The sequence below is a fragment of the Paenibacillus sp. MAHUQ-45 genome (assembly GCF_058133325.1).
In genome coordinates this window covers 94542-111880 of the sequence record NZ_JBYUPV010000007.1, presented here as the reverse complement: position 1 = coordinate 111880, position 17339 = coordinate 94542, and the positions used below count along the sequence as shown (strand labels likewise).

Genomic DNA, 17339 nt, shown 5'->3' with positions numbered 1-17339 from the left:
TGTAGGCGAGGGTTCCGGGAATGAGGAAAATGACCGCCAGACAGCGACAAATGATAGGACTTCTCCTTGGGGTGAACGAAGAGATCACCGCTGCCGAGATCGCTGCGGACACTGGAGTCAGTGTCCGCACCGTTCACCGGGAAATGGAGGATATTGAGGGCATCCTGAAGGATTTTGGTCTGGACTTGAGTAGGAAATCCGGGAAGGGAATTCAGCTCAGTGGTCCGGAAGATGGCCTTGAGGAATTACGGATATACTTGCGGGAAGAGAAGCCGGCGGAATATTCCGGGGAGGATCGCAAGATCTATGAGCTATGCTCCCTGCTGGAAGCGGAAGAGCCGGTAAAGCTCTTTGCACTGGCTCATTCGCTGAAAGTGACCGTAGCGACTATCAGCTATGATCTGGATGAACTCGAGCCGTGGGTGCGCAAATTTGGTCTGAAGCTCGTCCGAAGGCGCGGATATGGCGTGGAAATTACCGGCACCGAAGTGGATAAACGCCGGGCTATTGGCCGTCTGGCTGCTGAGCATCTGGACCAGTCGGACCTGGTTGGCCATTTGATGCCTGCACAAGGTAATCCGGTGTTCACTATGCTGCTGTCTAGTGTGGGCAAGAACAAACTGATGGATGTAGAGAATACGCTCTGGGATATGGAATGGAAATGGACCGCGGAGCTGCCCGAAATCGTCTATATGGAGCTGCTGCTGGGGCTGTCAGTAACCGTAAGACGGATATGCATTGGCAGGGAAATCGATCTCACGGAAGATGTGGGGTACCCGCGGATGTCAGACCATCGGAATATTGCTGCTTCGGAGCAATTCGTTCATCAACTGAATCATATCCTGGGTCTGACATTTCCGCGAACAGAAATTCTCTACATCGCGGGACTGTTCGATCGGGTGCAGGAGTCGTTCTCTTCCACCGGCTTTGCGTACGGGGACATCGAGCTAGTGGAGATTGTCTACAGACTCACGGATAGCATCGCGAGGCGGACTGGGGTTCCATTCCTGCGCGACCGTTCGCTTCGGGAGGGCGTGATCGAGCATATCAATCCCGCGCTGAAGCGGATTCGTGAAGGAACCCGTATCCGTAATCCCCTTCTGGGTCCGATCCGTAAGGATTTTGAGTATTTGTTCCAGACCGTCCGGGATTCGGTGGAAGATCTGAACCTGGATCTCGTCATTCCTGATGAGGAGATTGGCTTTCTGGTGATGCATTTTGGCGCATCTATGGAAAGACTGAATCAGCTCAGGCGCAGTGTGCGGGCCATTCTGGTCTGTGCCAGCGGACTGAGCTCTTCACGGCTGCTGGCCACCAGGCTTAATAAGGAGCTGCCGCAAATTGAGGTTATGGGCAATGTCTCCTGGTATGAGGCAGCTCGACTGCCGGAAGAGGATTATGACCTTATTATCTCGACCATCGATTTACCCTTGCCGGGTGATCGATATATTAAGATCAGCCCCCTGCTGACAGGGGAAGAAATAGAAAAGCTGATGAGCTATATACAAAATACTGTACCGAAAGAACGTGAAGAAACTCCTGCAGGTGAATCAGGGACTGTAGTTCGGGAAGAAGCTGCTTACGACCGAATGAAGAGTTATAGCGTCATCTTGGAAGAGATGATCAGTCTGATTGAACGCTTCCGTCTCTATTCGCTAGACAATAGCGGGATGAATCTGCCGGCTACCTTGGCCGTCATGCTCGACATGATTGCGGACTTTGGTGTGATCGGCGACACAGGGCTGGTGCTGGACCGGCTTTTGGAGCGGGAACGAATGGCCAGTCAGGTGATTCCAGATACTCGGCTGGCACTATTCCATACCCGTAGTAGCCATATTCATAAGTCTTCCCTGACCCTATACCGGTTGGAACAGCCGGTCAAGCTGGATGGTGAGACGGAAGTCAGGGTCATCCTGCTCATGCTTGCCCCGCGCAAGCTGTCCAAGGAAAGTCTGGAGGTCCTGAGCGAGATCAGCGCTATGCTGCTCAATTCAGAGCTGGTGAAGCTGCTGGAGGAAAGGGCGGAGTCGGAAATCCGGCGGTATCTGTCGTCCGAACTTTTACGTTTTTTCGAAAATAAACTTTGAAAGTGAGAGAAACCATATGAGTATACTGTCTGAGAATAAAGTAATGATGAACGCAACTGCCAAGGATAAATATGAAGCCATTCGAATGGCCGGGCAGTTATTGGTAGACGCAGGTCATGTAACCGAAGAATATATTCCGAAAATGCTGGACCGCGAAGAGGTAGTTTCCACTTACATGGGCGAAGGCTTGGCTATTCCGCACGGTACGAAGGAAGGCAGACCATTTATCAAATCCACTGGACTGTCGATTCTGCGCTTCCCGGATGGGGTGGACTTTGGCGGCGATGAACCTGCTTTTGTCGTGATTGGTATTGCCGCAGCTGGTGACGGACATATGGAGATCTTGACCAATGTAGCGATGATCTTCAGCGAAGATGATGCCATCGAGCGTGTCATGAGTGCAGCGACACCGGCCGATGTTCTTGCCATCTTCGAAGGAGGCTTGGAGTAATGAAGGCCGTACACTTTGGCGCAGGCAATATCGGCAGAGGGTTTATTGGCCTTCTGCTGTCCCAGGCCGGGTATGAGGTTACTTTCGTCGATGTGAATGAGGCATTCGTCTCGCAGCTTCAGCAGCGTGGTGAATATCCTGTTACTTTGGCCAGCGAAGGTCAGGAGACAGTTATTGTTCGTAATGTTACTGCACTCAGCAGTGTCACACACGGGGATGAAGTAGCGGCAGCTATTGCCGATGCTGATCTGGTGACTACCGCTGTAGGTGTATCCATTCTGAAACATATTGCAGGTGCCGTTGCGGAAGGGATTACCCGCCGGCTTGCCGGTTCCCCGGCCCCACTGCATGTCATTGCCTGCGAGAATGCCATCGGCGGCAGTGCACAGCTCAAGGAGCTGGTATATGCTAAGCTGGACGAAGAGACCAGACGCAAAGCGGATGCTTCAGTTGCATTTCCGAATGCCGCTGTGGACCGGATTGTCCCGCTGCAGCAGCATGAGGATATCCTGAAGGTGGTTGTCGAGCCATTCTATGAATGGGTAGTGGATGCTTCGCAGATGATTCCGGGCTACACACCTGTAAACGGGGTCCACTATGTAGATAACCTGGAGCCATACATCGAACGTAAACTGTTCACAGTGAACACTGGTCACTGTTCTGCGGCTTACTTGGGCTACTTGAAGGGCTATGAGACAATTCAGCAGGCGATGGCTGATGATGAGTTGACTGCACGTGTGCGGGAAGTGCTGGAAGAGACCGGTGCAGTTTTGGTGAACAAGCATGGGTTTGATAAGGCGGAGCACGGCAAGTATATTGATAAAATTCTGGAGCGTTTCCGTAATCCGGCGCTGACAGATGAAGTTTCTCGTGTCGGACGTTCTCCGATCCGCAAGCTGTCTCCGAACGATCGCCTCGTTTCTCCGGTCAGTCAGGCATATGCTGCAGGATTGGGCTTCACAGCACTGACACGTTCGATGGCAGCAGCGCTGCTGTTTGATGTTAAGGATGATCCGGAAGCAGTTGAGCTTCAGACTTCCCTTGCAGACATCGGACTATCGGAAACGGTAGCTAAATATACCGGTCTTGCTGCTGATCACAAGGTGCATCAGTCTGTCTTGGCGGAGTATGACAAGTTAAAGGCTAATTAGAACTGACCTTTGCTATAGCATTGAAATAAAGCATAAAACAAAGACGGCTGGGATCATCTCCCGGCCGTCTTTGTTTTATTTAAATATGCTTGTCCTGATCAGCTATTCTCCAGGATCGTCTGCAGGGTGGTCCGGTCAAGCCCTTCCACCAGCTTGATCAGCAGTTCCTTGGCGGCTGCGTAATCATCGCTGTGGATGACAGAGGAAGCCGTGTGGATATAGCGGGAGCAGATCCCGATTACCGCAGAAGGAATGCCGATACCGCTGACATGCACCTGTCCTGCATCCGTTCCGCCTTGGGAGACAAAATACTGATATTTGATACGGTGAGTATCGGCAGTATCCTGTACATACTCGATCAGACCGCGGTGGGTAATCATGGTTGGGTCGTAGATGCGCAGAAGCGCTCCCTGTCCAAGTTGGCCAAAGGCCTGACGATCACCAGTCATGTCGGCAGCTGCGCTAGCGTCCAGGCCGAAGAAAATATCCGGATTGAGCAGGTTGGCAGCTGTCCGGGCGCCCCGCAGGCCAACTTCTTCCTGCACGGTGGCTCCGGCGTATACGGTGTTCGGTAGCTTTTTACCGGATAGCTCTTTGACAAGCTCCAGAGCCAGTCCGACACCGTAGCGGTTATCCCAGGCTTTAGCAAGGATCTTCTTAGGATTGGCCAGTGGAGTGAACGGACAGATCGGCACGATCTGTTGACCTGGCTTTACGCCGAAGCTTTGAGCTTCCTCACGGCTGTCTGCACCGATGTCGATGTACATTTTGCCGATATCGCTTGTCTTGGTGCGCTCCTCATTGCTCAGCAGGTGGATCGGAGTGCTTCCTACTACCCCTGTCAGCGGACCATTCGGTGTAATGATGTGCAGCCTTTGGGAAGAGACAGCAGAGGAGAGCCATCCGCCTAGTGGCTGGAACTTGATCATTCCGTTGTCAGTGATGCCAGTAACCATAAAGCCGACTTCGTCGAAATGTCCCGCGACCATGATCTTAGGACCATTCTCTTCACCGCGTAGCACACCGAACAGGCTGCCGAGGCGGTCCTGGACGAATTCGTCGGTATAAGGGGACATAGCCTCTTTGACATAGGCGCGTAGCTCACGCTCGAAGCCCGGGGCTGAAGGGAATTCGGTAAGTGTTTTGAACAAATCGAGTGTTTCTTGATTCATATGCAATCGCTCCTTTACTAACGTATAGTATGAACATTTTGGAACGACTTGTCCACGTCTCGCGGATAAAACGACACAGGGCGTCGTCTCCACGAATACTATGCAGAAGTAGCCCTGATGGCAGGGGCTGAAAGAAAGGAAGCGATTGATAACGATGAGGGTTGTCGGAAGCAAGCCCCAGGGAAAGCTGCAGACCCGGGCTGTCTATGGATATGGTGTCCGGCGCAGATATAGTCCTCGCTATGGTCCGCCGAATGAAGCGGTATTCATCTTGATATTGTTTTTGCTGCTTATTGTAATCCTGCTTTATTTTACCTGAGCACAGGAGGACATAAGGAGGGACCGGATAGCGAACAATAAGGAAAAACTTCTAAGCGAAGACAGTTCTGGAGCCTGTACTAGCAGGAACCGACTGCTGCAGGCTCCTCTTCGCTAAACGATAGGAGGTATGCTCATTGCCGGTTAAAACAAAGCGATCAGGGGTTAAGCTGAAGCTCGATTCCTTGACCCCGGAGTCTTATGAGAAATTGTCCAAGCCTTATGTCCCTGCCCGTCCTGTCGGGAAAAACTGTATTCGCGCCTTTCTAGCTGGCGGTTTAATTTGTCTGATCGGACAAGGTATCCAGGAAGCCTATATGGCGATCTTCGGAATGAGCTCCAAGGTAGCGGCAAGTCCTACGGTAGCCACACTGATTCTCATCTCCGTCATCCTGACCTGCTTTGGTGTCTATGACAAGCTGGCGCAATGGGCTGGAGCTGGCACAGCGGTGCCGGTTACGGGCTTTGCCAACAGCATGTGTTCCGCAGCGCTGGAGCATCGGGCTGAAGGGCTTGTGCTTGGTGTGGGTGGCAATATGTTTAAGCTGGCGGGTTCTGTTATTGTATTCGGAACCGTTGCAGCATTCATCATTGGTGTAATCTACGCCTTGATGGGCTGGGGAGGTGCACATTAAATATGAAACAGCTTGGCAGCCAGACCTGGGAGTTCACTTCAAGACCTGTTATTTTGGGTGCTTCCTCTGTTGTCGGTCCAGAGGAAGGAGAGGGGCCGCTGGCCGCGGATTTTGACTTCATTTATGACTCGCTGAAGATGGAGGAGAAGACTTGGGAGAAGGCAGAACGGGCGCTGTTCGAGAAAGCCTCTCAGTTGGCACTGATTAATGCTGGTGTGAAGCAGGAGGATCTGGATTTCTTTGTTGGGGGCGACCTGATGAATCAGATTATCAGCAGCTCTTTTGCAGCCCGTAAGCTTGGAGTCCCCTACCTTGGGGTATTCGGTGCTTGTTCTACGTCTATGGAGAGTTTGGCCCTTGCGTCCATGATTGTGGATACAGGCGGGGCCAAGCTTGCGCTGGCCGGAACCGCCAGTCACAACTGCACGGTGGAGAAGCAGTTTCGCTTTCCAACGGAGTACGGGTCGCAGAAGCCGCCTACCGCGCAGTATACTGTCACAGGCTCAGGTTGTGCTGTCGTCGGCCGTAATGATGGTTCTAACAAAGGGCCGGTAGTAACGCATGCCACAATTGGACGAGTAATGGATTTAGGAGTTACCGACCCCTTTAATATGGGGAATGCTATGGCGCCGGCTGCAGCAGACACCATTACGGCTCATTTCCGTGACACCACTCTCTCCCCTGGACATTATGATCTTATTGTAACCGGAGATTTGGCCTCCGTAGGCCTGCCGATCGCCAAGACATTGCTGGCTAAGGAAGGGATACCGATGGAACAGACCCGGTTCGATGATTGCGGTCTGCTCATTTATGATCTGGAGAAGCAGAAGTACGTCATTGCAGGAGGAAGCGGCTGTGGCTGCTCCGCAGTGGTGACTTATGGCCATATTTTGAAGCGTCTGAGAAAAGGTGAGCTGAAAAGGGTATTAGTAGTCGCTACAGGCGCATTACTGTCCCCTATATCCTATCAACAGGGTGAGAGCATACCATGTGTTGCTCATGCAGTTTCCCTGGAGAGTGGAGGTGAAGGAGCATGATTTATTTGTGGGCCTTTCTGGTCGGCGGAGCAATCTGTGTAATTGGCCAACTAATGTTCGACGTGCTGAAGCTGACGCCTGCGCATACCATGAGTACACTCGTCGTAGCGGGCGCAATTGCCGATGCCTTCGGTTTATATGATCCGCTCGTTAAATTCGCGGGTGCAGGCGCATCTGTACCTATAACAAGCTTTGGTAATTCCTTGGTGCACGGGGCGCTGACTGAACTGCAGCGGGATGGATGGATCGGCGTAGTAACCGGGATTTTCGATATTACAAGTGCCGGTGTTTCATCGGCCATTGTGTTCTCGTTTCTGGCTGCACTTCTGGTCAGACCGAGAGGATAAGGGGTACTTAACAAGCAGGCTGGGATGACATTCCCGGCTTGTTTTTTTGTGCGCAGGAAAAAGGGTCTTGGAAAGTGACTTTTTACATATATAGAAACAACATCATCTGTAATTCGATTGCTTCCATAATGTACTTTGGGCCCCCTAATCATGTAAAATAACATTAATACTGCTTCATTCTGACATAGGAGGTTTACCATTCATGCCCGTACGTCAAGAATCTATGCATACCATGAACACTGTACGCCACAACCTTGAATCCTGCATCCTTGGAAAATCATTCGAAATACAGCTCCTGCTGACGGCAATGCTCGCCGGCGGCCACGTCCTTATTGAGGATGTGCCGGGTACGGGTAAGACTCAACTGATTCGTGCACTGTCCAGATCCATGTCCGGTGAATATCGCCGCATCCAGTGCAATCCTGACATTCTGCCGAGTGATATTACCGGTGTGTCCGTCTATCACCCGAAGGACGAAATGTTCCACTTCCGCCCGGGACCGGTCATGACGAACATATTGCTCGCAGATGAAATTAACCGCGCCACGACCAAGACACAATCCGCACTTCTTGAAGTGATGGAAGAACGCAATGTCACCGTAGACGGTGAGACGTATACGCTTCCACATCCGTTTATGCTTTGTGCGACTCAGAACCCCATTGATTTTGAGGGGACGTATACATTGCCGGAAGCCCAGCTGGACCGGTTCATGTTGCGAATCAGCCTGGGTTATCCCGATGCGGAGACAGAGAAAACGCTGCTGCTTACCCATCAGGATGGACAGCCGGTAGACAAGCTTACGCCGGTCACCAGCATGGAGCAGATTGCTGCCATTCAAGAAGAGATCCGTGACGTCTACATCAGCGAGCCTGTGCTGAACTATTTGCTGGATGTGGTACGGATGACTCGTGAGCATCCACTGGTGTTATTGGGTGCAAGCCCGCGTGCCTCTCTATCCTTCATGATGGCTTGCAAAGCCTTTGCCTTCCTGCAAGGGCGTGATTATGTGCTGCCTGATGATGTTAAGATTCTGACCCCTTATGCATTGTCACACCGGATTCTGCTGCGTCCGGAATCCCGTCTGGATAATATTGGTGTTGATTCCCTGCTACAGAAGCTCCTGCAAAATATCCATGTGCCTGTCACGATGAGGCAATAACATGAGACGTTATTTGTCTGCGGCGGCCGCTGTCATCCAGCCGGCGAAGCTTGCCGGCATCCTCGCAATTTGGGGCATCACACTGCTGTACGTACTGTTTCAGGGTGGAAAAACATCAATTATGCTGTTTATCATGGTTTCTGTTCTCATTCTCTACTTAATTATCGGAGGGCTCGGCGGTGTTCGCCGAGCTACCGGCTCCCGCAGCTTCCATTCAGAGCAGGAGAAGCCCGATCTGCTGTCTGCAGGCGGACATCTGCGAGTACGGCTTAACGTAACGATCCCCGGGTTTCTCCCGCTGCCCTATGTTATTGTTCGTGAAGTTATGAAGCGACATAACGGCGAGAGCTGGGTATTCGAAGATAGCCTGATTACGAATCTCAGGGGTGAAGGAGAGCTACGTTTTCAGACACCTCCAATGGAACGCGGCAGCTATACCTTCGGGGAGACAGATGTCTTAAGCGAGGATATCTTCGGACTCGTGGAGCACAAAGGCTCCTTTACGACCGGAGGTCAGTTCCGTGTTCTCCCGCGGGCGATATTCATTCCGCGCTGGCAACTGTATGAGCGCAAATCAAGGCTGGCTGGTCCGCAGGTCTCCCTGGCTCAGTCCAGACGCGAGACTACGCAAATCAACGGTGTTCGCGATTATGTGTACGGCGATCGACTGACTCGTATTCACTGGAATGCTACTGCCAAGACCGGAGCTTGGAAGTCCAAGGAATTCGAACACGAATCGATTCCTAAGACCATGATCGTCTTGGACAGCGGTTCAGGAGCATATGATACGGCTGCACAGTTGGAACTGGCGATCTCGATAACGGCTTCACTGCTTGGCTTTGGGATCCGTGAGCGAATTGGCATCGGCTTATGCTGTCTGGATAAGACCACCAAGGTCTTCTCACCCGCTGAGAGCGGGGCAGAGAGACAGAAGATGGTGCATTACCTGATAGATATCAACGCCGAGGGTCAGGGTTCAATTGTGGCCCGGCTGGAGAAGGCACATCGAATGTTCCCCAAGGGGGCTTATTTCGTACTGGTCAGCCCGAAGAGTGGACACACTGTGCTGGAGACTTTGCGCTGGGCGGAAAGCCGTGGCATGACCCCTTCCCATCTTCATGTGCAGAACCCTGCAGGGATGAATCGCAGCGGGAGCTGGCTGGAGATTCTGAAGGCACGCGGGGTTACAGGCTACAGCATCGCTTCGCTGCATGAACTTCCTGCTGTATTGGGAGGGGAGTCCTGATATGAAAAGCTGGCTTAATCTGCTGAAATCATCTTGGCATTATGCGTTCAGCCTATTATGGGTGATCATCATTGCCCTGCAATGGCTTTCTTATTCTAATCCGATCTGGCTGCAAGAGACGACAGCCTCCGTGCTGATCGTTCTTGTTGCTGTAGCAATTATAGAAATATTATTGCCCATTCAGCGACCTTATCGCCTGTTGATCGAAGCCTGTACAGTGCTGTATCTCTTGTACAGAACGCTGCTGCATTTTGGAATTTATGATACGGAGATCATTTATCAGACAAAAGGAGAATGGCTGACAGATATCGCGAGTCGGTCTGCACCGTATCTGGGCTTCGTTCTTGGGGCGTGGGCGTTGTTGTTGCTGGCCTCATGGTGGGTCAATACGAAGGCGCGCATTCTGATGTTTATTGGGATGAACATTGCTGCCTTCGGTGCCTTGGATTCCTTCACATCATCCGTGTTGTGGCAGGAGGTTGCGTGGACAGTGTTCGCAGGGATGGGTTGGCTGGTCAGCCAGCATCTGCGCAGCTTTCAGGTACGCTATCCGCATGGCTGGTCTTATTTGCTGGATTATCCCTTGAAAGCAGTTGTGAATATCGCCATTATTTTTTCATTGGTTATTCTTACAGGCATTAATATGCCAGAGGTTCGACCTACATTGACTGACCCCTATACGGCTTGGAAAGAATGGAATGGCGATGGAGCGGGTGTCGGTGGCGGCTTCTCAAGCTCAACAGAGACGAGCGCTGGGAAGAATTTCGCTAACAAGACCTCGTCCGGGTACAGCTTGGATGATAGCAAGTTGGGCGGTGGATTCAATTTTGATTATGCGCCCGTAATGAGCGTAATATCCGATCTGCGCACGTACATGCGTGGAGAGACCCGAATTGTATATTCGGGGAAAGGCTGGACCGATGACGACAGGCAGACAAGAGGTCCGCTTCAAGCTACAGAGATCGGTGCAACCCTGAATGCTGTTCCAACGAAAGGAAAGACCCGCGAGTTAAAGCAAACGGTAAAAATGCTGAACAGCTATGAGTATCCAGTAATCTTCGGGGGCTATTCCATTGCAACCGTCGATTCTGTTAACGAAGAAGCACAGAGCGATGGCCTGTTCTGGCGGAATCGGGACAGTGAGATGCTGTGGGACGCGGATGGAAAGAAACGGCCCTACCCTCAGACCTATGAACTGACTTCGGCGATCCCGGTCGTTCCTGTTCAGGAACTCAGCAAGAAGAGCTTTGATCAATTGTACGGCGGGAAGGAAATCGACCCGGCGCTGCTGAAGTTGCCGGCGTCTTTCCCGGATCGCGTCAAGGAGCTGGCTCGGGAGATTACGGCCGATGCCAGCACCCCGTATGAAAAAACGGCGCTATTGCAACAATATTTACAGCTGAACTTTCCATACACCAATCAGCCAGATCTTTCGCATGCCAAGAGTTCTGATTTTGTGGATAGCTTTCTGTTTGAGATCAAGGAAGGGTACTGCGATTACTACTCTACCGCATTTGTCACGATGGCTCGTTCCCTGAATATCCCTGCTCGCTGGGTGAAGGGTTATGCGCCGGGAGAGCAACCTGAGCTGCCGGATAATCTGGGGATGCGACCGGGTGGAGCATTCAATAACAATTATACGATTACAGATGCGGACGCTCATTCCTGGGCCGAGGTGTATTTTGGGGATTATGGCTGGGTTCCTGTCGAGGCAACACCAGGCTTCAATGTTCCATTATTGGTACAGAATGAGACCCCAGACCGTGATCCTCTAAATGATCAGCAGGACCAGGAAGAACAAGAGAAGGCAGCCAAAGCTGCAGCGGCAGATCAAAAAGGATTCCGCATAGGAACCTGGGCAGTGGTCGCAGCTGCGGCGGTACTAGTGATGTGGGCTGGATTCCAGCTCTGGAATCACCGTCTCAAGCTTCGTTTTCTGCTGCAGCGCCTGAAAGGCGGCGGTCCATTGACCCCGGATCAGAAAGTCTTGATTGAGACCGGGCGGTGGGTCAAATATATGCGGCGCAGAGGAATGAGGAAGGAAACCCATGAAACGCTGCGTGAATCGGTGGCTCGCTGGAGCAAGGAACGGCCGTCAGCAGCTGAAAATTTAGCGGTTCTGCTCAGCATGTTTGAACAGGCGAAATACAGTCCGGATGTTATAGAAGACAAAGACTGGCGCACAGTGTATACTGAAGCTTTGCGGCTGCGGAAAAGCATGAAAGCCGGCAGATGAAGCCCCGGGGCAGAAGAAATTCTGCCTTGGCTTTGTTTGCGAAGACCATAGAGTATGATATAGTTTTTTGTATGAAATCGAGGTGAACGTATTGTTTGAAAAGTTGGTCCCGAAGCTCCGGGTAAATACGGTGTTCGATATCGCTCTGGAAGAGCTGTATCAGCAGGGCTACCGGGGCATCATTACGGATCTGGATAATACGCTGGTCGGCGCGAAGGCGCCGTTAGCGACTACTGAACTGCTGGTATGGTTCCAGAAGGTGAAGGAGCTAGGTTTCAAGCTGATTATTGTATCCAATAATAATATGGATCGGGTCTCGCGTTTTGCCACACCGCTCAATATTGAATTTGTACATCAAGCCCGCAAGCCAATCAATGCTCCCTTTTATAAGGCCATGCAGATGATGGATCTGTCACCTAAACAAACGATTGTGGTGGGGGATCAGATGCTGACCGATGTATATGGAGGCAACCGGCTTGGTCTGTATACGGTGCTTGTGCTACCTATTTCCATTAAGGATGAGGGGTTCGGCACAAGGATCAACCGTCGGGTAGAGCGGATCGCCCAAAGCAGGCTCCGCAAAAAAGGATTGTGGCACGAGGAGGAAAAACCCCAATGAATCAACACAGTGAAATACAGCACCCTGTTAAATGCAGTGGCTGCGGCATCAAGCTTCAGACCGAGGACAGAGAGCTTCCAGGCTTTATTCCTGAGTCGGCTTTTAATCGGGAGCCCGTGATCTGTCAGCGTTGTTTCCGGATCAAGAACTATAATGAAGCTTCATCCGTTTCGGTAGATCAGGATGAGTTTTTGCGTCTGCTGAGCGGAGTAGGCGAGAAGAATGCCCTTGTCATTCATATCGTCGACTTGTTCGACTTTGAAGGCAGTTTGATTTCGGGTCTGCAGCGCTTTGTCGGCAACAACCCTGTCATTCTGGCAGTGAACAAAAGCGATTTGTTGCCTAAGGTTACGAACTGGAACAAGGTTCGCAACTGGGTACAGCAGCGTTGCAAAGAGCATGGATTGCGTACGGCGGAGATTGTACTCTGCAGTGCCAAGCGTAACCAAGGCTTTGACCGACTGTTGGAATCAGTCTCTGAACTGCGCGGTCAACGTGATGTCTATGTCGTAGGCGCAACCAATGTGGGTAAATCCACGCTGATTAACCGTCTGATCTCAGACTATAGCGATCTGGATCAGGAATTGACGACCTCCCGTTATCCGGGTACAACCTTGGATACTGTGAAGATTCCGCTGGACGACGGTCATTATATTATTGATACTCCAGGGATTGTCTACCCTTGGCGTTATAGTGAACTAGTGAACCGCCGTGATCTGGATGCGGTTATGCCTGTGAATCCGCTGAAGCCGGCCGTATATCAGTTGAATGCAGGGCAGAGTCTCTTCTTTGGTGGCCTGGGACGCTTTGACTTTGTGCAAGGGGAACGTCAGTCGTTTACCTGCTTCATCAGCGGCACACTGAAAATTCACCGTACAAAGCTTGAGCGTGCAGACGAGCTATACGCGAATCACCGCGGCGTTATGCTGTCTCCGCCAGCAGCGGATATTATGGACGATCTGCCGCAGTGGCAGCGCCACGAATTCCGTATTGGCCGGAATAGCCTTAGCGATCTATATATTTCCGGTTTGGGCTGGATTAAAATCAATGGGACGGAAGGTGCGGTTGTGGCCGTTCACGTTCCGCGTGGCGTGAAGGTACTTACTCGCCCTTCGCTGATTTAGAAAGAGGGGGACGGTCGGTATGGGATCTGCTACCGCAAAGTACAAGAACGGGGATATCCTGCTGGGTGTGATGGGAGATCCGATTGGACACTCCAAATCTCCGCTGATGCACAGTGCCGCCTTGAACGCTATGGGCATTTCTGGGGCTTACGTGCCCCTGCATGTGAAGCCTGAGAATCTCGGCGAGGCCGTGCATGCTATTCGGACACTGGGGTTTCGTGGGGTCAATATCACGATTCCGCACAAGGTGGCAGTTATGGAATACTTGGACCGGCTGGATGAAAGTGCGCTTGCCATCGGCGCTGTCAATACCATTGTCAATGATGATGGTGTACTCACAGGCTATAATACAGACGGCATCGGGTATGTGCGTTCCTTGAAGGCGGAAGCAATTCCTGATCTGTCCGGTACCCGGATCATGGTGATTGGTGCTGGTGGAGCGGCTAGAGGGATTGTGGCTGCCCTGCTACAGGAGTCACCTGCTTCCATCATCATTGCCAACCGTACAGCGGACAAGGCCCAGGAGTTGGCGGCAGAATGGAGACAATCGGGAAGTTTGGCCGGAATCTCCCTGGATGAAATGACGGAACATCTGAAGGATATCGATGTGTTGATCAACACCACCTCTGTCGGGATGTATCCACATATCGACGGACTGCCGGTCAATCCGGCATTGCTGCCCCCGGGAATAGTGGTCAGCGACTTGATCTATAACCCGCTGCACACGCGGCTTCTTACGGAGAGCCTGGAAAGAGGCTGTATCATTCACGGAGGTCTGGGAATGTTCGTCTATCAAGGTGCATATGCTCTTGAGTACTGGACAGGACAGGCTGCTCCTGTGGATATTATGCGTCAAATCATTGAGGAAAGCCTCGGCGGCAGAGCATAAGCAATGTATTTACTGGTTTAGGGTAATAATATGTTAATTAAGGAGTTTTGTTCATTTATGTTAACTGGAAAACAAAAACGCTATCTGCGCTCGCTGGCGCATCATCTTGATCCTGTATTTCAAGTCGGCAAAGGCGGAGTGAACGATCATCTGATCCGTCATATCGATGAAGCTATCGAGAAGCGGGAACTGATGAAGGTCAGTGTGCTGAATAACAATATTGAAGATCCGAAGGAAATTGGTGCAGCATTGGCCGAGCAATCAGGTTCAGAGCTTGTACAGGTTATTGGAAAGACTATCGTTCTGTACAAGGAATCCCGTGACAACAAGACGATTGAGCTGCCGCGCTAATAAAGCAAGAATATAGGCGTGAAACGAATAGGAAACGGGGAGGCGAGCCTCTTGAAGATTGGCATTATGGGAGGCACCTTCGATCCTCCCCATATCGGTCATATGTTGGCGGCTGAATCGGCAAGGGATACCTATCGTCTCGATGAGGTCTGGTTCATGCCCTCACATATTCCCCCGCATAAGCATAAAGCAGGGGCATCCGGTGAAGACAGACTGGCCATGGTACAGGAGGCGGTGAAGGATCATCCCTCCTTCCGCGCGCTGGATCTCGAAGTCCTGCGAGGCGGTGTTTCCTACACCATTGATACGATTAGGGAGCTGCAGAGCAAGCATCCGCAGTCGGAGTTTTACTTTATTATTGGTGCCGACATGGTGGAGTACCTGCCAAAGTGGCAGTCTATCGATGAATTGGTGCAGCGTCTGACCTTTATTGGTGTGGGTAGACCTGGGACGACGCTGGATCTGAAGGCGCTGCCTGATCATATTGCCGGCCGGGTTACACTCGCGGATATGCTGCAGGTGGATATATCATCGACAATGCTGCGGCAGCGGGCGGCTGAAGGCAGGTCGATCCGTTATATGGTACCAGATGGTGTTTATGAATATGTGCAAAGGGGTGGACTATATGGCATACAGTCGTGAGGCGCTAATTGAGGCGGTCTCTGCGCAGATGCCCGACAAGCGATGGAAGCATACGCTGGGCGTCATGGAGTCCTCCGTCAAGCTGGCGGAGACCTACGGAGCTGACCCTGTTCGCGCGGAAACTGCAGCCATTCTGCATGATGTAGCTAAGTATTGGCCTGTGGAACGTATGCGGGATATTATTGAGCAGAACGGTTTGTCCAAAGAACTGCTGGCACATGACAAGCAGCTTTGGCATGCAGAGGTAGGAGCTTTTGTCGCAGAACATGACTATGGCATTACCGATTCCGAGATACTGGATGCCATAAAGTATCATACCTCAGGCCGTGAGGGCATGGGGATACTAGAAAAGGTGGTTTGTCTCGCCGATTACATTGAGCCAGGACGCGACTTTCCAGGTGTCAATCACATTCGCAAGCAGGCGAAAGCCAGTCTTGAAGACGGACTAGTCGCCGGTTTTGATTCTACCATCAGCCTGCTGCTCGAGAAACGCCGAATTGTGTTCCCGCTGACCGTACTGGCCCGAAATGATTTAGTCAGAATATTGGAGGAAAAAGAATGAGTCCAACACCTAGCAAGCTATTGCAGCTGGCGCTTAAAGCTGCTGAAGATAAAAAAGCTATGAATGTCGTTGCGCTGGATCTGCGCAATATTTCACCGATCAGCGATTACTTTGTCATCTGTCACGGTAATTCCGATATCCAGGTGCAAGCCATTGCTACCGAGGTTCGTAAAGCTGTGCATGAAGCAGGCGGTGTTATCCGCGGCATCGAAGGAATGGATTCTGCACGTTGGGTGCTGATGGACATTGGGGATGTAGTTGTCCATATCTTCCACCGCGATGAGCGCGAATACTACAATATTGAGCGTCTGTGGTCCGATGCCAAGGTTGTGGAGAACGTATGAATCTGATTGCTGGAACTACAGTTACCTTAACGGTAGCGCGTGAAGTCTCTCCGTACGGTTATTTTTTGACTAACGGCGACGAAGAAGTCATGCTTCACTATACGGAGCTGGCTAATAGAAGCAAGCCTAAAGCAGGCGACAAGCTGGAAGTGTTCATTTTCTTTGACACCGAAGACCGCCTTGCCGCTACCTTGAATAAGCCTTATCTGCAACTTGGCGAAATGGCGCTGCTGGAAGTAGCGGACATCCATCCACGACTGGGCTGTTTTCTGGAAATGGGACTTGGCCGTCAACTGCTGCTCCCAATCCGCGAGTTGCCTGATCTGAACGAGCTTAAGCCACAGATTGGCGATAAGGTGTTTGTTCTTATGGAACATGATAAACAGGGTCGTCTACGAGCGAAGCTGGCTGGGGAGCAGGAGCTAGCTCCGCTCGCAGTACCAGCGCCTGAGTCATGGAAGGGCCAGACTGTTTCCGCCAGAGTTTACAAGCCGCTGCAAATGGGGACATTCGTCCTTGTGGATGCCGGTGTACTGGGCTTTGGTATCATCGGTATGGTTCATTCCTCCGAACGTAGTCGCCTGCTTCGCCTGGGTGAACAAATCGGGGCACGGATCTCGCATATCCGCGAGGATGGCCGGGTCAATCTGTCAATGAGTCAGCGCAAGGAAGTCGGTCGTGATGTGGATTCCACGACGCTGTTGGAATTCCTCCAATCGCGTCCTAACGGTGCGATGCCATACTCCGATGCAACGCCTCCAGACATTATCAAGCAGCGCTTCGGGATCAGTAAATCGGCCTTCAAGCGGGCGCTTGGTAAGCTCATGAAGGAGGGTCTAGTCACCCAGAAGGAGAACTGGACCCACCTAACGAGTTCGCAGGAGGATGCTTCGGCAGAAGGAAACGGTGCCCGTGAGGGCGAATCCGGACAAGCCGGACAATAAGCTTGATTATAGAAAGTGCGGTGAA

At 51.7% G+C, this 17339-nt stretch carries 19 protein-coding genes; 18 read left to right on the top strand and 1 reads right to left on the bottom strand.

Features of this window, described 5'->3' with window-relative positions; genetic code table 11:
- The first annotated feature begins 20 nt into the window (after positions 1-20).
- From AC3Y23_RS16400 to AC3Y23_RS16390, 3 genes are read left to right on the top strand one after another with little or no spacing between them, the layout of a single operon-like run.
- On the top strand, positions 21-2087 hold the full coding sequence (locus tag AC3Y23_RS16400) for a BglG family transcription antiterminator (RefSeq protein ID WP_379200778.1): 2067 nt from the start codon (positions 21-23) through the stop codon (positions 2085-2087).
- 16 nt (positions 2088-2103) lie between these two features.
- Complete coding sequence (locus AC3Y23_RS16395; protein WP_066373444.1) at positions 2104-2538, top strand: PTS mannitol transporter subunit IIA; 435 nt, start codon at positions 2104-2106, stop codon at positions 2536-2538.
- Positions 2538-3689 (top strand): mannitol-1-phosphate 5-dehydrogenase, encoded by a 1152-nt coding sequence (locus tag AC3Y23_RS16390; RefSeq protein WP_379200775.1) that lies wholly within the window; start codon positions 2538-2540, stop codon positions 3687-3689. Before AC3Y23_RS16395 ends, AC3Y23_RS16390 begins: the two co-directional genes overlap by 1 nt.
- 98 nt (positions 3690-3787) lie before the next feature.
- On the opposite strand, the gene AC3Y23_RS16385 is transcribed toward AC3Y23_RS16390, so the two are convergent.
- Positions 3788-4861, bottom strand: coding sequence for a M42 family metallopeptidase (locus tag AC3Y23_RS16385; RefSeq protein ID WP_379200773.1), 1074 nt, complete (start codon positions 4859-4861; stop codon positions 3788-3790).
- 154 nt (positions 4862-5015) lie between these two features.
- Here AC3Y23_RS16385 and AC3Y23_RS16380 point away from each other — a divergent pair, with 154 nt between their 5' ends.
- The 15 genes from AC3Y23_RS16380 (at position 5016) to AC3Y23_RS16310 (ending at position 17314) form a co-directional block, all read left to right on the top strand.
- Entirely contained in the window at positions 5016-5180 is a 165-nt protein-coding gene (locus AC3Y23_RS16380) for a hypothetical protein (protein WP_379200771.1), read from the top strand.
- Between the two features lie 169 nt (positions 5181-5349).
- Entirely contained in the window at positions 5350-5814 is a 465-nt protein-coding gene (gene spoVAC / locus AC3Y23_RS16375) for a stage V sporulation protein AC (RefSeq protein ID WP_379201235.1), read from the top strand.
- A gap of 2 nt (positions 5815-5816) precedes the next feature.
- Positions 5817-6851, top strand: a complete 1035-nt coding sequence (gene spoVAD, locus AC3Y23_RS16370) for a stage V sporulation protein AD (protein WP_379200769.1) — start codon at positions 5817-5819, stop codon at positions 6849-6851.
- Positions 6848-7198, top strand: a complete 351-nt coding sequence (spoVAE, locus tag AC3Y23_RS16365; protein WP_379200767.1) for a stage V sporulation protein AE — start codon at positions 6848-6850, stop codon at positions 7196-7198. The genes spoVAD and spoVAE overlap by 4 nt, the downstream gene beginning before the upstream one ends.
- Positions 7199-7400: 202 nt before the next feature.
- Complete coding sequence (locus AC3Y23_RS16360; protein ID WP_379200765.1) at positions 7401-8357, top strand: AAA family ATPase; 957 nt, start codon at positions 7401-7403, stop codon at positions 8355-8357.
- A 1-nt stretch (position 8358) separates the two neighbouring features.
- Complete coding sequence (locus AC3Y23_RS16355) at positions 8359-9603, top strand: DUF58 domain-containing protein (protein ID WP_379200763.1); 1245 nt, start codon at positions 8359-8361, stop codon at positions 9601-9603.
- A 1-nt stretch (position 9604) separates the two neighbouring features.
- Positions 9605-11839, top strand: a complete 2235-nt coding sequence (locus AC3Y23_RS16350) for a DUF4129 domain-containing transglutaminase family protein (RefSeq protein ID WP_379200761.1) — start codon at positions 9605-9607, stop codon at positions 11837-11839.
- Positions 11840-11930: 91 nt separating this feature from the next.
- The gene (locus AC3Y23_RS16345; protein WP_379201233.1) at positions 11931-12458 is read left to right on the top strand and encodes a YqeG family HAD IIIA-type phosphatase; all 528 of its coding nucleotides are present in this window, start codon (positions 11931-11933) and stop codon (positions 12456-12458) included.
- Positions 12455-13582 (top strand): ribosome biogenesis GTPase YqeH, encoded by a 1128-nt coding sequence (gene yqeH / locus AC3Y23_RS16340; RefSeq protein ID WP_379200759.1) that lies wholly within the window; start codon positions 12455-12457, stop codon positions 13580-13582. Before AC3Y23_RS16345 ends, yqeH begins: the two co-directional genes overlap by 4 nt.
- Positions 13583-13601: 19 nt before the next feature.
- Complete coding sequence (gene aroE / locus AC3Y23_RS16335; RefSeq protein ID WP_379200757.1) at positions 13602-14471, top strand: shikimate dehydrogenase; 870 nt, start codon at positions 13602-13604, stop codon at positions 14469-14471.
- A 57-nt stretch (positions 14472-14528) separates the two neighbouring features.
- On the top strand, positions 14529-14822 hold the full coding sequence (yhbY, locus tag AC3Y23_RS16330; protein WP_379200754.1) for a ribosome assembly RNA-binding protein YhbY: 294 nt from the start codon (positions 14529-14531) through the stop codon (positions 14820-14822).
- A 51-nt stretch (positions 14823-14873) separates the two neighbouring features.
- Positions 14874-15464 carry a nicotinate-nucleotide adenylyltransferase gene (locus AC3Y23_RS16325; RefSeq protein ID WP_379200752.1) on the top strand — a complete coding sequence of 197 codons (591 nt, stop codon included), beginning with the start codon at positions 14874-14876 and terminating at the stop codon, positions 15462-15464.
- Complete coding sequence (yqeK, locus tag AC3Y23_RS16320) at positions 15448-16026, top strand: bis(5'-nucleosyl)-tetraphosphatase (symmetrical) YqeK (RefSeq protein WP_379200750.1); 579 nt, start codon at positions 15448-15450, stop codon at positions 16024-16026. Before AC3Y23_RS16325 ends, yqeK begins: the two co-directional genes overlap by 17 nt.
- The gene (gene rsfS, locus AC3Y23_RS16315; protein ID WP_379200748.1) at positions 16023-16370 is read left to right on the top strand and encodes a ribosome silencing factor; all 348 of its coding nucleotides are present in this window, start codon (positions 16023-16025) and stop codon (positions 16368-16370) included. Before yqeK ends, rsfS begins: the two co-directional genes overlap by 4 nt.
- A complete protein-coding gene (locus AC3Y23_RS16310) occupies positions 16367-17314 on the top strand; it encodes a CvfB family protein (protein WP_379200746.1) in 948 nt (315 codons plus the stop codon). Before rsfS ends, AC3Y23_RS16310 begins: the two co-directional genes overlap by 4 nt.
- Positions 17315-17339: the final 25 nt, after the last annotated feature.